This is a genomic window from Orrella marina (assembly GCF_003058465.1).
Taxonomy (GTDB): domain Bacteria; phylum Pseudomonadota; class Gammaproteobacteria; order Burkholderiales; family Burkholderiaceae_B; genus Algicoccus; species Algicoccus marinus.
The window spans coordinates 3,900,183-3,913,572 of record NZ_CP028901.1; the positions used below are offsets into that span (position 1 = coordinate 3,900,183).

At 58.0% G+C, this 13,390-nt stretch carries 12 protein-coding genes and 1 tRNA gene; 4 read left to right on the forward strand and 9 right to left on the reverse strand.

Annotated elements, in window-relative coordinates; genetic code table 11:
* Positions 1 to 81 precede the first annotated feature (81 nt).
* The 4 genes from folK to hda all read right to left on the reverse strand — a co-directional run bounded on the left by folK (position 82) and on the right by hda (position 3,562).
* Positions 82 to 636 carry a 2-amino-4-hydroxy-6-hydroxymethyldihydropteridine diphosphokinase gene (folK, locus tag DBV39_RS17800; RefSeq protein ID WP_108622717.1) on the reverse strand — a complete coding sequence of 185 codons (555 nt, stop codon included), beginning with the start codon at positions 634 to 636 and terminating at the stop codon, positions 82 to 84.
* A 93-nt stretch (positions 637 to 729) separates the two neighbouring features.
* Positions 730 to 2,163, reverse strand: coding sequence for a polynucleotide adenylyltransferase PcnB (gene pcnB, locus DBV39_RS17805; RefSeq protein WP_108622718.1), 1,434 nt, complete (start codon positions 2,161 to 2,163; stop codon positions 730 to 732).
* A complete protein-coding gene (locus DBV39_RS17810) occupies positions 2,163 to 2,861 on the reverse strand; it encodes an HAD family hydrolase (RefSeq protein WP_108622719.1) in 699 nt (232 codons plus the stop codon). The genes pcnB and DBV39_RS17810 overlap by 1 nt, the downstream gene beginning before the upstream one ends.
* Positions 2,858 to 3,562 (reverse strand): DnaA regulatory inactivator Hda, encoded by a 705-nt coding sequence (gene hda / locus DBV39_RS17815; protein WP_108622721.1) that lies wholly within the window; start codon positions 3,560 to 3,562, stop codon positions 2,858 to 2,860. The genes DBV39_RS17810 and hda overlap by 4 nt, the downstream gene beginning before the upstream one ends.
* A gap of 107 nt (positions 3,563 to 3,669) precedes the next feature.
* On the opposite strand from hda, the gene purM reads away from it, so the two are divergent.
* Positions 3,670 to 4,716 (forward strand): phosphoribosylformylglycinamidine cyclo-ligase, encoded by a 1,047-nt coding sequence (gene purM / locus DBV39_RS17820; RefSeq protein ID WP_108622722.1) that lies wholly within the window; start codon positions 3,670 to 3,672, stop codon positions 4,714 to 4,716.
* A 47-nt stretch (positions 4,717 to 4,763) separates the two neighbouring features.
* Here the strand turns inward: purM and miaA are convergent, their stop codons facing one another.
* The 5 genes from miaA to DBV39_RS17845 form a co-directional block, all read right to left on the reverse strand.
* Positions 4,764 to 5,696 carry a tRNA (adenosine(37)-N6)-dimethylallyltransferase MiaA gene (gene miaA, locus DBV39_RS17825; RefSeq protein WP_108622724.1) on the reverse strand — a complete coding sequence of 311 codons (933 nt, stop codon included), beginning with the start codon at positions 5,694 to 5,696 and terminating at the stop codon, positions 4,764 to 4,766.
* A gap of 8 nt (positions 5,697 to 5,704) precedes the next feature.
* Entirely contained in the window at positions 5,705 to 7,663 is a 1,959-nt protein-coding gene (mutL, locus tag DBV39_RS17830) for a DNA mismatch repair endonuclease MutL (RefSeq protein WP_108622727.1), read from the reverse strand.
* 227 nt (positions 7,664 to 7,890) lie between these two features.
* Positions 7,891 to 9,246 (reverse strand): N-acetylmuramoyl-L-alanine amidase, encoded by a 1,356-nt coding sequence (locus DBV39_RS17835; protein ID WP_108622729.1) that lies wholly within the window; start codon positions 9,244 to 9,246, stop codon positions 7,891 to 7,893.
* Entirely contained in the window at positions 9,216 to 9,725 is a 510-nt protein-coding gene (gene tsaE / locus DBV39_RS17840; RefSeq protein ID WP_108622731.1) for a tRNA (adenosine(37)-N6)-threonylcarbamoyltransferase complex ATPase subunit type 1 TsaE, read from the reverse strand. Before tsaE ends, DBV39_RS17835 begins: the two co-directional genes overlap by 31 nt.
* Before the next feature lie 28 nt (positions 9,726 to 9,753).
* A complete protein-coding gene (locus DBV39_RS17845; protein ID WP_108622732.1) occupies positions 9,754 to 10,647 on the reverse strand; it encodes an AEC family transporter in 894 nt (297 codons plus the stop codon).
* Between the two features lie 471 nt (positions 10,648 to 11,118).
* Here DBV39_RS17845 and xerD point away from each other — a divergent pair, with 471 nt between their 5' ends.
* The 3 genes from xerD (at position 11,119) to DBV39_RS17860 (ending at position 13,379) form a co-directional block, all read left to right on the forward strand.
* Positions 11,119 to 11,994: a site-specific tyrosine recombinase XerD gene (gene xerD / locus DBV39_RS17850; RefSeq protein WP_227870941.1), complete on the forward strand. Its 876-nt coding sequence runs from the start codon at positions 11,119 to 11,121 to the stop codon at positions 11,992 to 11,994.
* Positions 11,995 to 12,024: 30 nt separating this feature from the next.
* Positions 12,025 to 12,100 (forward strand) — tRNA-Arg (locus DBV39_RS17855).
* A gap of 61 nt (positions 12,101 to 12,161) precedes the next feature.
* On the forward strand, positions 12,162 to 13,379 hold the full coding sequence (locus DBV39_RS17860; RefSeq protein ID WP_108622733.1) for an MFS transporter: 1,218 nt from the start codon (positions 12,162 to 12,164) through the stop codon (positions 13,377 to 13,379).
* The last annotated feature ends 11 nt before the right edge of the window (positions 13,380 to 13,390 follow it).

Sequence of the window (13,390 nt, forward strand, 5' to 3'; positions counted from 1 at the left end):
CAGTCCATCGCTGACTCGTGCTACTACGGAACAGCACGGGTCAGCTTTTCTGAAGCGAGATCTGACCGCATCCGTGGGGTGTCAGGCATTCGAATCCAGACGCAAGCACATCTGTTCCTTGCACGCTTTCAGCCATCTGGATACAGGGGCACCCCTGATCACGAAATCTGCGCCAAGCAACTCTTGCAGAGGCATCAGTACGAATGCCCGAAGGTGCATACGGGGATGGGGTAGGGTCAGTCTGGGTGTCTCGATCTCAACGCCGTCGTACCACAGCAGATCAATGTCGAGTGTGCGAGGGGCATTGCGCACCGTTGCAAGATTGCGTTGTCGCCCAAAGTCGTGTTCGATGGCCTGCATCTTGTCCAGTAACAGCAACGGCGAGAGTGCGGTCTGCAACACGACAGCGGTGTTGGTGTAATGCGGCCCGGGCGCGTCCACCGGCGCACTGCTGTAGAGTGATGCCGGCCGGATCTTTTCAACGCCTGTTGCTTGATGGATGGCCTCAACGGCGTTGTGAAGTGTCAACGCCGGGTTATCGCCGAGATTGGCGCCAAGCCCGAGTATGGCGAGTGCCAGGGACCCCGGGTGCTGAGACAGACTCTCGTCACGGTTTGTCATGAGCGTCCTAGTCATGCCAGTACTTTCCACACACTCTTCTCATCCCTCACGCTGATCGAACGAAGGGAGGCCGTCCGGGGCTGGCCCGGCTCCACCGATCCCGCCTGCCTAGTCTGGAGCGCCTGAGTTGCCAGTTGATGCGCTGGATCTGCCTGCTGCCGCGGCGGCGCCAGCGGATGTTTTTCGGCGTCTGCGTGGACGCTTTCTGGGGCGACCTGGTTCGGTCTCTGAACTGCCAGGCTGACGTTTGCCAGAAAGCGCGTCGGCCATGCGAGCCTTCTCGGCATCCGGGGCGTCCGCGAAGTCCATCCACCATTGAGCCAGCACACTGTCAAACTCCGAGCAGGCAGCACGGAGTTGCAGAAAATCTACAGCGGCCCGAAATCTGGGCTGCTCACTCATGCGGAATGCGGTCCGAGCCTGCCTGCGCTCAAATCGTGGTTGCATGAACCAGATCTCACGCATGTCGGAACTGAAGCGACGATTGATGGCGAGCTTCTCACCCTGAGCATTCATGACATCATCTGCAGCTGCGATGAGCGCCGGTACGCTGTGCTCACCAGCCTGATAGAGTCGCTGCCAGCGGGTGCGAACCTGTGGCCACAGCAAGGAAGCAAACAGAAAACTGGGACTGACCGATTTGCCTCCCCTGACGCGTTTGTCGGTACGCTCTAGCGCCAGTTCGATGAAGCTCAGGCCATCAGGCTCTTCTAGCACCATATCGAGCAAGGGAAGCAGTCCACTATGAAGCCCGTGACTGCGTAACTGCTTGAGGCAATCCATTGCATGACCGCAGGTCAGCAGCTTGTACATCTCGTCAAATACCCGCGACGAGGGTACGTTCTCGATCAGCTCTGCAAGTTCACCAATCGGGGCGGCAGTGGCAGGTTCGATCTCGCCGCGCAGTTTGACTGCGAAGCGTACCGCGCGCAGCATGCGCACGGGATCTTCGCGATAGCGGCTGGCTGGCTCTCCAATCATGCGAATCGCTCTGGCTTTCAGATCGCGAACGCCATCGTGGAAATCCACCACCGTCTCGGTGACCGGGTCGTAGTAGAGCGCATTAATCGTGAAGTCGCGTCGGGCGGCGTCCTGCTTTTGTGTTCCGAACACGTTGTCACGCAAAATCCTGCCGTGATCATCAGTCAGCTCGTCAGCTGCTGCAGGCGCCCGAAAGGTGGAGGTTTCGATGATCTCCTGACCAAACACCACGTGCACTAGCTGGAATCGCTTGCCGATGATCCGGGCGCGACGAAACAGCGGTCTGACCTGGTCGGGGGTGGCGTTGGTCGCCACATCAAAGTCCTTGGGCTCCAGGCCAACCATCAAGTCCCGGACTGCGCCTCCCACGAGAAACGCTTCGAAGCCCGCCTGTTGCAGCACTTCGCAGACCTTCACGGCATGGCGTGACACAAGGCGTCTGTCGATCTGGTGCTCGTCACGACTGTAGCGTTTGGCTTTACCGGCTCCTACCGGGCCGGGGGATTTGTTCCCTGGCTTGATCAGCCGTTTGACAAACCCTTTTATAGTTTCAGTGATCATCAGGATTTCTGATCGGCAGTTTGCTGAAATAGGTCAAGAATGGTCCAGTTGCGCTTCTGGGCAATCTGGCGCAATCGTTCGCTCGGATTGGTTGCGACTGGATGGGTGACCTTCTCCAGGAGAGGCAGGTCATTGATCGAGTCACTGTAAAAATAGACTTTCTCGTAGTCTGCCAGCGTATGGCCTAGTGTGTAGAGCCATTCGTTGACCCGTTTGATTTTGCCTTCCCGAAAACTCGGAGTCCCTTGAATCCGCCCAGTGTAACGTCCATCAGAAAACTCTGGATCGGTCGCAATCAGAGTGGGTACGCCAAATGCACGTGCGATCGGTGCTGTTACAAAGGTGTTGGTTGCGGTCACAATGGCGCAACGATCACCAGCGAGCAGGTGCTCACGAACCAGATTCATCGCCTGATGCGTCATGGCAGGGCGGATCACTTCCTGCATGAAAATCTCGTGCCAGGATGCCAGATCCATCGGGCAGTGCGCTGCCAGTAGTCCGAGCATGAATTCCGCTGCTTCCTGTGCAGTCAGGTCACCTGCGTTGTATCGGACCATGAGGTCTTCGTTGCGGGCGCGAGCAACGTCTGGGTCCCCGGCGCGACCTGTGCGGGCCAGAAAATCGGCCCACTGATAATCACTGTCAAGCGGCAAGAGCGTGTGATCAAGGTCAAACAGGGCAAGTCGTTGTGCAGTCATGGATGGTCAAGGCCTTTCTGGGCAAGCATGGTCTTCAAAAGAGGGAGCGTGATCGGGCGATGTGTCGCCAGGGAATAGCGGTCGAGCTCGGTCACCCAGTCAAACAGTACACGGATGTCACGCGATCCGTGAGTAAGTAGCCAGCGCACAATCTCGGATCCGAGCGGGATGCCCTGCTGCTGGGCAAACTGGGCAAGCGCCGCCATTTTCTCTTCATCGGAAAGCGGTAAAAGCCGATAGACCGGACCCCACCCAAGCCGGGTGCGCAGGTCCTCCCGGCATGCCATCTGCAGGGGAGGCCGGTTGCCCGATACCATCAGCGAAATCGCCTGTCGCGAATCACCGCGTTCGCGCCACTGATTGTACAGCCTGAAGACGGCCGCGAGCGTTGTTTCGCTAGCGGCATGAATGTCGTCCACGGCAACTGCGAAGCCATCATCGGGCAGGTTCTCGACCAGCTCCTCAATGGCACGGTGATCGTGAGCGGCATGCAGATAAATGCCTTGCGAAACACCCGGGTGCGAACTGGCGAATGCCTGAAGGAGGTGGCTGCGCCCGCACCCGTCCTGGCCCCAGACGTAAAGCGTCTGTCCGGGCGCCAAAGAACGTGCTGCTGCGATCAGTGCTGCGTTCTCGCCGGCAACCATGTTCTCGAACCTGGGTGCGGGTGGTGGAACGATGTCAAGGAGAAGTTGCTTCATTGAATTTTCGGGGAAATGCCGGCGACAAGCGCAGACCAGGCCAGTCGTCGTAAAATCACGACCATCTATGGAAGTTCCCGTCATTGTCACACAACCTGGTCCTATTTATGTCTCATTCCAAACAGCCCCTCACGTACCGCGATGCGGGAGTCGATATCGACGCAGGCGATGCACTGGTTGATCGCATCAAACCTCTCGCGGCGCGAACCATGCGCGAAGGTGTCCTGTCAGGCATTGGTGGCTTTGGTGGTCTGTTCGAAGTTCCCAGACGTTACCGGGAGCCGGTGCTCGTGTCCGGCACCGATGGTGTGGGTACCAAGTTGCGTCTGGCGTTCGACTGGCAAAGGCACGACACGGTCGGAATTGATCTGGTTGCCATGAGTGTCAACGACATTCTGGTTCAGGGTGCGGAACCGCTCTTCTTTCTGGATTACTTTGCTTGCGGCAAGCTCTCGGTAGATGTTGCCGCCAGCGTGGTGGGTGGTATTGCTAAAGGCTGCGAGCTGGCCGGATGCGCCCTGATTGGCGGTGAAACAGCCGAAATGCCTGGCATGTATCCTGACGGTGAATATGATCTGGCAGGGTTTGCCGTGGGCGCGGTCGAACGATCGGCCATCATCGATGGCAGCAAGATCGTTCCTGGCGATGTGGTGCTCGGACTTGCCTCGAGTGGTGCCCATTCAAACGGGTATTCTCTGCTGAGAAAGGTGCTGTCACGCACGGGTGCGCAGCCTGGTGACGATTTCGAGGGGCAGCCTCTTGCGGATGTGGTGATGGCTCCGACTCGTATCTACGTCAAGCCCATGCTTGCTGCGATGGCACAGTTCGGACCGGCGATCAAAGGGGTCGCTCACATCACCGGTGGCGGCTTGCTAGAGAATGTGCCCCGTATCCTTCAGCCTGGTTTGCAGGCCAGAATCGATCAGTCTGCCTGGCCGATGCCAGCCTTGTTTAGCTGGATGCAGCGTGAAGGGGGGATTGACGCCCAGGAAATGTATCGCGTCTTCAACTGCGGGATCGGTATGGTGGTAGTTGTGCCTGCAGATCAGGCAGACTCGATCCGCGCCTTGCTCGATGCGCAAGGCGAGACGGTCTACGTTCTGGGTGAGATAAGTCCGCAATCCGACGGCGCGCCACAGACCGTTGTTCTGTAACACACCCGGCGGTATCGATGCACTTTCTGTTGTTTCAGGGCGTCGGGTCAAACGCCCTGGGAAATGATGCTGAGCACCCGCGATGGTGCGTCCGGGTTCAGGCAGTCCACAGAGATTCGATCCGACATTGCTCGTAACCAGGTCAGTTGCCGTTTGGCGAGTTGGCGAGTTGCTGCGATGGCTTTTTCCCGGGCTGTTTCGAGAGAGTCCTTTCCCGCCAGAAGATCCCATATTTGCCGGTAACCCACACATCGGATGGACGCCATGGATGCGTCCAGGTCACCGCGCGCAAAGAGCCTTGCCACCTCGTCGACGAGCCCTCGTTCAAGCATCTGCTCAAAACGCTGGGCGATCCGATGATGGAGTACGCTGCGATCGGATGGCTCGAGGCTGATGATCCGGAGATTGGCAAGTGCCGGGCTGCCTGATCCCGTGCCGATCAGGCTCGATAGCGGTTTGCCAGTGATGATGTGTACCTCGAGTGCGCGTCCGATGCGCTGGCTATCATGTGGCGCCAGTCTGCCTGCTGTGACGGGATCGACGCGCATCAGTTCTTGATGCAGCACCGGCCAGCCCGTTGTCTTTGCTCTGGCTTCGATGTCACGGCGCACGCCTGGGTTTGCACTCGGAAGATCGTCGAGTCCCTTGCGTAGTGCGTTGAAATACATCATGGTCCCACCTGCCAGCAAAGGAAGGTTGCCACGCGTCTGGATGGCCTCGATCAGATCCTTGGCATCCTGGCAGAAACGGCCTACTGAATAAGATTCCGACGGGTCGAGAATGTCTAGCAGATGGTGGCGAATCTGCATGCGTTCGACAGCATCCGGCTTGGCCGTACCGACATCCATGCCACGATAGATTGTGGCGGAATCAACGTTGACAATCTCGATGGGCAGGTGCTTTGCCAGCATGGCGCAAGTAGCGCTCTTGCCTGCGGCAGTGGGTCCGGCCAGGCACCAGATGGGTCGATCGGATGGCATGGCTCGTCTTATTGTCCTCGAAGGAACAGTTTGTCCAGATCGCTCAGGCGCCAGTGCACCCAGGTCGGGCGACCATGATTGCACTGATCGGCGCGCTCTGTCTGCTCCATCTGTCGTAACAAGGCATTCATTTCCGGCAGCGTCAGCTGGCGATTGGCTCGGACCGCGCCATGGCAAGCCATGGTCGCTAGCAACTCGTTTCGTCGTTCGGTCAGGAGCGCACTGATTCCCACTTCGATAATGTCCTGAAGCACGCCGTGGACCAGTGATTCAAGGTCTCCCCTGGCAAGTATGGAGGGGACCGCCCGGATGATCAGAGATTGTGGGCCGCCTGGCGTCATCTCGAATCCCATCTGAAGCAAGGTCTCCGAGTGAGATTGAACGGTGGCAACCTCAATCTCGGATGCCTGCATCACCAGTGGCACCAGCAAGCCTTGTCGGGCAACGGACCGGGTGTCGAGCGAGGCTTTCAGGCGCTCGTATACAACGCGTTCGTGAGCGGCGTGCATATCGACCAGAATCATCCCGTCCTGTGTCTGAGCGAGGATATAAATGCCGTGGATCTGTGCGACGGCACGGCCAAGGGGCCAGACCTGGTTATCAGGCGAGTGATCATTGACAGTCCCTTCAGGCACGTATTGCGTAGGGGGCTGCGCGGACTCGCGAAGAGGTTGGTGTGCGGCTTGCCAGGCACTCTCCTGTCCAGGGGTCCACGTCCCGCGTTGCGCACGACTGGCATCGGGTCTGCTCGCTGCGGGGGACGGATAGGAGTGGCCTGGCGCGGCCTGAGATTGTTGCACGGGTGGCGCAAGACTTGAAGTGGGCTGACCTGACAGCGGGGCAAGCGCCGGCTCATTCAGAGGTAATGAAGCTTGCTGGTGTGCCACTGGCGAAGCGACCTGATGGGTATCCGGTCCATCCGGTGCCGATGCCGGGTTGCGCGTTTCTGATTCAGATCTGTCGACTCGCCCTGCTTGTTCTGCCTGCGGCTTGTTCATGCTGGCCAGCGCAGTGGTGACTGCCTGCTGAACAAGTCGGTGTACCGCACCGCTGTCACGGAATCGCACCTCATGCTTGGCAGGATGCACATTCACATCGACTAGATGGGGCTCAATGTTAAGAAACAAGACGTAGGCCGGTTGCCTGTCACCGTGCAGGACGTCCGCATAGGCTGCCCTGATTGCATGAGATACGGTGCGATCCCTGACGTGTCGTCCATTGACAAACAGGTATTGCCTGTCCGCTCTGGCCCGTGCTGCGGTCGGTCGGGTGACGACCCCGGTCAGCCGTGCAAGCGCATTGCCCGAGTCAATCTCGACTGCCTGGTTCGAAAACTCATCACCCAGCACATCCCGAACCCGCTGCATCATGGATCCGCAAGCCCAGTGCTTGAGTGGCTTGTCGTTGTGGAACACTCGAAATGCCACGTCAGGATGCGACAACGCAATCCGGGTCAATGTCTCCATGCAGTGCGCAAGCTCGGTCGCCTCTGTACGCAGAAACTTTCTGCGGGCAGGTACATCGTCAAACAGACCTCGAACGTCTACACATGTCCCGACGGGGCCGGAGGCTGGCTCCACCTGACCGGCTGCACTCCACTGCCAGGCGTTCTGTGAATCACCTGTTCGTGAAATCAGGGTGAGCCTGGAGACCGATGCAATCGAGGCAAGCGCCTCACCGCGAAACCCCATCGAGTAGACGTTCTCCAGATCAGACAAACTACGGATCTTGCTGGTAGCATGCCGCTTGATAGCCAGTGGCAGCTCCTCGCTGGCTATGCCGTGCCCGTCATCAATGACTGCGATGCGCCGGATGCCACCTGCTTCCAGACGAACATCAATCGAACGGGCGAGTGCATCGACGGCGTTCTCCATCAACTCCTTGAGCACAGATGCGGGACGTTCAATCACCTCACCAGCGGCGATCTGGCTGATCAGACGGTCGTCGAGCAGGGCAATGGATTTCATCAAATCAAGGCATCAACAAGAGTCAGTAACGAGCCTCTCATTATGCCTCAGAGGGAAATGCAAGGGGCGTGGGGTAGCCGGGCGCTCAAATACGCCAGCAACCGGAATTGATGTGTAAGCAATGGACTCGAGCCTCCCATCTGGTCTGTTCGGGCATGCTCCTGAGTAGACAGGTCAGGCCAGAGCAGGCTGGATGGGGACGGCTGTTACACAGTCAGTGGATCGAGTCAGTCCGCCATGGCCAGGTGGGGGTTGGCGGTGTAGAAGTTCGTGATGCCCAGATGGATAGCCTGGGCGAACTTGTCTTGATGGGACGAGCTGCGCAGTAGTCTTTCTTCCTTCGGGTTGCTGATAAACGCCGTCTCTACCAGGACAGAAGGTATGTCGGGTGCGCGAAGGACGGCAAATGCGGCCTGCTCGACTTGAGGTTTGTGCAGTCGGTATACCTTCTCCAGATGCAGCAGTAGCGACTGGGCCACCTTCTTGGAGTCCTTGATCTGGGCCGATGTCGACATGTCGATCAGGATTGCTGCTACGTTCTTGTTGGTGGCGCCCAGATTGACGCCGCCAATCAGATCCGCTGCATTCTCTTTCTTGGCCAGCCAGCGCGCAGCCGTACTGGATGCACCCCGTTCGGACAGGACATATGCAGAACTGCCACCGGCAGTGGGCCTGACAAACGCATCCGCGTGAATGGAAATGAAGAGGTCTGCCTTGACTCGTCTGGCCTTGTCCACCCGTACGTGCAGGGGCACGAAATAGTCACCGTCCCGTGTGAGGTAACCACGCATGCCTGGTGTGGCGTCTACACGTGACTTGACGCGTTTTGCAATTGCGAGCACTACATCCTTCTCGTACGTGCCGCCTTTGCCGACTGCGCCAGGATCCTCTCCACCGTGACCAGCGTCAATCGCGATGGTCAGCGTTCTCTGGCGTCGGCTACGCTGGGTGCTTCGGCCAGGGGCGCTCGCCACGGGAGGGGGTGATGGTCGGGCCGCGGGTGGTGGCTCGATTGCCGGTGTTGTAGATTGTCCGAGTCCTTCAATGATCTGCGCCAGCGGATCATCGCCCTCCATGATGTCGGGTGAATCTTTGAGCAAAGCCAGAATCGGATCCTGGGCAACTGTCGGATAAAGATCCAGTACCAGCCTGTACTGGTAATCACCGATCGGTTTGAGCGTGAAGACCTGGGGTGCGATTGGCTGACGCAGGTCGATCACGATCCGCACCACATTTGGCCGGTTCTGGCCCACCCTGAGGCTACTGATGTAGGGATCGTTGGGCTTGATGTTGTTAACCAGCTTGTCGAGTGCGGAATTCATGGTCAGACCGTCAATGTCGACCACCATCCGGTGCGGATTATCGAGTGTGAAATGCTCGGCCTTGAGCTCACTGTCGAGTTCAAGCGTGACACGTGTGTACTCTTGTGCTGGCCACGTACGAACAGCCAGCACACTGGCCGCATGGGCCATTTTTGGAAATACTGGCAGACAAAGCAGCGCGCTTGCCGCCTGAAGCAGCTTGCGGCGACTGGCCTGGCCGGATTGTTCGGTCACGGATTGGTTTGCAGTTTGTTTAGCCATCTCGTCCCTCTCGGAGTCCTTGCCTCCAGCACGGCGATCCGACCGGGGTCGTGATCATCGAGCTGGATCAGCACATCTGCAGTGGGCAACGTGCCATCCGCTTTCTCAGGCCATTCGATCAGGACCACTGAATCGGGTTGAAAGAGATCTCGGAAACCAGCATCTGCCCATTCTCTTGGGTCGCTAAACCTATAAAAATCAATGTGATAAAAGTTTAAGCTAGAAACATTATAAGCTTCAAGTAGTGCAAATGTCGGGCTTTTGATGCGGCCAGTGACTCCGCACTGCCTCAAGAAGGCCCTGGCAAAGGTGGTTTTGCCGGCACCGAGGTCCCCGCTCAGATGGATGACTGCAGCTGCTTGATCACTCTGTACAGGCGCGCTGGCGTGGTCTTGCAGGATGGTGCTGGCCAGTTTCTGTGCCAGTCTCTCAGTGGCGGTTTCATCCTGCAGATTCAGTTTCAGATGGTGTGTTGTCATTTTGCAACAATCCATGGAAGATTTTGGGTCAGCGAAGCAGATTCATCCAGATCGGGATGGTGATGGCACTTGCCAGTGTTCCCGCGGAAATGATGAGGCTCACCACGTTCCCGTTGCCGCCCATGCGAACCGCCAGCACATATGCGGTGGTGGCACAGGGTAGGGCGGCAAAGAGTACCAGCATCTGAAGGTTCAGTGCGTCAAGCCCCAGAAATACCCCCGTTGCCCAGGCGATGGCTGGCATCGCGACCAGCCTGACAAGCACCATTGAACTGATGAGCGCACCCAGATTTCGGGATGCCTGCCAGCTCAGGCTGGGTCCGATACAGAGAATGCCCAAGGCAATCGCAGAGGCACCCAGTCGCCCGAGGGTGCTGTCAATCGGCCCAGGCAGTTCGAGCCCTCCCAGATTGCCTGCGAGTCCGGCAATGGTCGACAGGAACAGCGGATTGCGGATCAGCGCACCGAGAATATTTGTTTTCTGATGCCGGGCCAGCGCATAGACCGCCAGTACGTTAACGATCGGTACCGACAGGCCGACGATCAATGCCATGATGGACTGCCCGGCAGCACCACCCAGGCCGTAGGCCAGAGCCAGCCCGAGATAGGTGTTAAACCGGAACGCGCACTGGACCGATGACGCCAGTGCAATACTGGGGGCGCGGGTGAGCCGTCCGACCAGCAGCGCCATCAGGTAGCCAGCACCGGCCAGTCCTGCAGCCGCAATCAGCATGTCACCGGCGGTTGTGGCAGTGATGGGCGCTTTGAGAATTGATTGCAACAGCAAGGCTGGAAACAGGACGTAGTAGATCAGCTTCTCGAGTTCGGTGAAGAACGCCTTGGGAAAGCCTGCTTTGTGATGCAGAGCCCATCCGAGAAGGATCAGAAGAAAGTCGGGCAGGACGAGCCAGGTGATAGACATGGGGGCTTGGATAGTTCAGATGTGCAGCACAGTGGTTGTAAAGGGCTGGAGATCGGCTCAAGAAAGAAGGGTCAAAGAATGCATCTGTACGGCCTGGCACAGCAGTGAGCGTCCCAAGCAGCTGGTGACAAGGAACGGTTTGTGACATTTTTTCTCAAACCCGTTATTGTGACGTCAGGCAGGAACGCTGTCATGAACGCTGTCTTGAGCCCTCACGGCATGGGTAAGCATGGCGCAACCTGGCTGACAATATCCAAAGTAAATCTTTCCGTAGCGTATACGTTGGGTTCGGTTTTGTCATTGCGCGGGTGTTTGATAACTATCTGCCGCTGTGTTTCATTCTGGCGGGTTTAAGTTGATTATGAGGTAATTGTGGTCCAGTCTGTGCAAGCGGGACGATCGGGTTCCTCGGTTTCTTCTGTTTCTTCTGCCGCATCGGCACCGTCTGGCGCTCCGGTTCAGTCGGAGACCATAGGGCAGTTCATTGATTCGCTCTGGCTCGAGGATGGACTTTCCCGGAATACGCTGGATGCGTACCGGCGAGACTTGATTCTGTTTGAACAATGGCTCACCACTGAACGCGGCCGTCAGCTTGGGCAGTCTTCGGCGCAGGATGTGCACGCCTGGATGGCACACTGGTTTGGTCAGGCGCGCGCCAGTACCGTGAACCGCCGGCTCGCGAGTCTGCGACGTTTCTTTCTCTGGGCCAGACGACGGGGCCTGATGACGCATGATCCCTGCCTTGAGGTCGTGCCTGCCAGGCAGCCACAACGTATCCCAAAAACCCTTACAGAGGCCCAGGTTGACGTGCTGCTCGGGGCACCGCCACTCAATACCGCATACGGTTTGCGAGACCGGGCGATGCTCGAGGTTCTCTATGCGACAGGACTCAGGGTGTCAGAGTTGGTGGGGCTGAGTGTGCTGGACGTCAGTCTGAATGATGGTGTCGTGCGAGTCGTGCAAGGCAAAGGAGGCAAGGATCGACTGGTGCCGCTGGGCGCCGAGGCTGCCTTCCGGGTCGAGCGATACATGGAACAGGCCCGAATGGAACTGCTCGGGCGCAAGACGTCTTCTGCCCTGTTCCTGAGTTCGCGTGGGTGCGCCATGTCTCGTCAGGGCTTCTGGCAACTGGTGAAAAAGTATGCTGTGGTGGCGGGTGTCCAGGCACCGCTGTCGCCGCACGTGTTACGCCATGCCTTTGCAACGCATTTGCTTAACCACGGTGCGGATTTGCGGGTGGTCCAGGTGTTACTCGGGCACGCTGACATTTCAACGACCCAGATCTACACCCACGTCGCAAGGGAACGGATAAAAAATCTTCATGCCCGGCATCATCCACGAGCATGAAGCGCGCGGTCTTGCTAAACTCTCGTTGCCGCCGCCGTAACTCAGGGGATAGAGTACCTTCCTCCTAAGAAGGGAGTCGCACGTTCGATTCGTGCCGGCGGCGCCATCCGATTTCCCCGACTTCCTCAGGAGCCTTGCCAGGTTCCTTTTTTCCTTCCGGATTCAGCATGGTTTCACAAAACCAGCCACAGGCAGGGTTCAATCTGCCGCCGATCATCGTCGGTACCTTCATCGTTTTGCTAGCCATGGGCACCCGAGCCACGTTCGGACTGTTCATGCAGCCAATGGGGCTGCACCATGGCTGGTCACGCGAAGTTTTCTCGATGGCGTTTGCCATCCAGAACTTGACGTGGGGGCTGGGGGCAATTGTCGCGGGCATGATGGCCGACAAGTTCGGTTCGGGTCGCACGGTCGCGCTCTCGGCACTGTTTTACGCAGCTGGCCTGATTGGTGCCAGGATGTCTGGCACGGAACTCGAGCTGTACCTGACTGCAGGTGTCCTGGTTGGTCTCGGACAGGCTGGCACCACCTTTGCCGTGATACTCCCGGTGGTTGCCAGGAACGCACCCGTCAGCGAGCGCAGCACGGTCATGGGAATTGCGAGTGCAGGCGGCTCTCTTGGTCAGTTTCTGGTAGTTCCGACGGGTCAGTTGCTGATTGATACCTTCGAGTGGACAGGCGCGTTCTGGTGGTTCTCGCTGTTTCTGGCGTCCGCCATCCCGCTGGCCTGGTTTCTGCGCGGCAAGCCAGGTGCCATGGGTGGGGTCGAACAGTCAATGAAACAGGCCATCGGTCAGGCATTACACCATCCGAGTTTTCATTTTCTGTTCTGGAGCTACTTTGTCTGTGGCTTTCACACGGCCTTTATCACCTTGCACCTGCCAGCCTTTGTGGTGGATGCCGGACTGAACGCGTCTACAGGTGCAATCGCGATCGCGCTGATTGGCTTGTTCAACGTTTTCGGGTCATACTGGGCAGGTCGTCTGGGCGGGATATACAGCAAGAAGAACCTGCTGGCGGGCATGTACGCGTTGCGATCTGTCGGCATGCTGTGGCTGATGTTCATGCCGCTTTCTCCCTGGGTGGTTTATGTGTTTTCCGCCTGGATGGGGGTGTTCTGGCTTGGGACTGTTCCGTTGACCCAGGGGCTGATCGGGCAGATCTACGGACTGCGCTTTGCCGCAACGCTGTCTGGCATGGTGTTTCTTGGACATCAGATCGGAAGCTTTACGGGTGTGTGGCTTGGCGGTAAGGTACAGGCTGTGACCGGCAGTTATGACGCTGTCTGGTGGATTGGCATTGCTCTGGCATTGATTGCTGGCGCGTTGTGTCTGCCAATCAGGGAGCAGCCTTTGAAAGTGCTGGCTCGCGTGCAACCCGCCTGAGGGAGTTTTCT

What these genes read in the sequence shown, in the direction of transcription:
- folK (WP_108622717.1), bottom strand. Translation starts at nt 636, where the DNA reads ATGACTAGGACGCTCATGACAAACCGTGACGAGAGTCTGTCTCAGCAC.
- pcnB (WP_108622718.1), bottom strand. Translation starts at nt 2,163, where the DNA reads ATGATCACTGAAACTATAAAAGGGTTTGTCAAACGGCTGATCAAGCCA.
- DBV39_RS17810 (WP_108622719.1), bottom strand. Translation starts at nt 2,861, where the DNA reads ATGACTGCACAACGACTTGCCCTGTTTGACCTTGATCACACGCTCTTG.
- hda (WP_108622721.1), bottom strand. Translation starts at nt 3,562, where the DNA reads ATGAAGCAACTTCTCCTTGACATCGTTCCACCACCCGCACCCAGGTTC.
- purM (WP_108622722.1), top strand. Translation starts at nt 3,670, where the DNA reads ATGTCTCATTCCAAACAGCCCCTCACGTACCGCGATGCGGGAGTCGAT.
- miaA (WP_108622724.1), bottom strand. Translation starts at nt 5,696, where the DNA reads ATGCCATCCGATCGACCCATCTGGTGCCTGGCCGGACCCACTGCCGCA.
- mutL (WP_108622727.1), bottom strand. Translation starts at nt 7,663, where the DNA reads ATGAAATCCATTGCCCTGCTCGACGACCGTCTGATCAGCCAGATCGCC.
- DBV39_RS17835 (WP_108622729.1), bottom strand. Translation starts at nt 9,246, where the DNA reads ATGGCTAAACAAACTGCAAACCAATCCGTGACCGAACAATCCGGCCAG.
- tsaE (WP_108622731.1), bottom strand. Translation starts at nt 9,725, where the DNA reads ATGACAACACACCATCTGAAACTGAATCTGCAGGATGAAACCGCCACT.
- DBV39_RS17845 (WP_108622732.1), bottom strand. Translation starts at nt 10,647, where the DNA reads ATGTCTATCACCTGGCTCGTCCTGCCCGACTTTCTTCTGATCCTTCTC.
- DBV39_RS17860 (WP_108622733.1), top strand. Translation starts at nt 12,162, where the DNA reads ATGGTTTCACAAAACCAGCCACAGGCAGGGTTCAATCTGCCGCCGATC.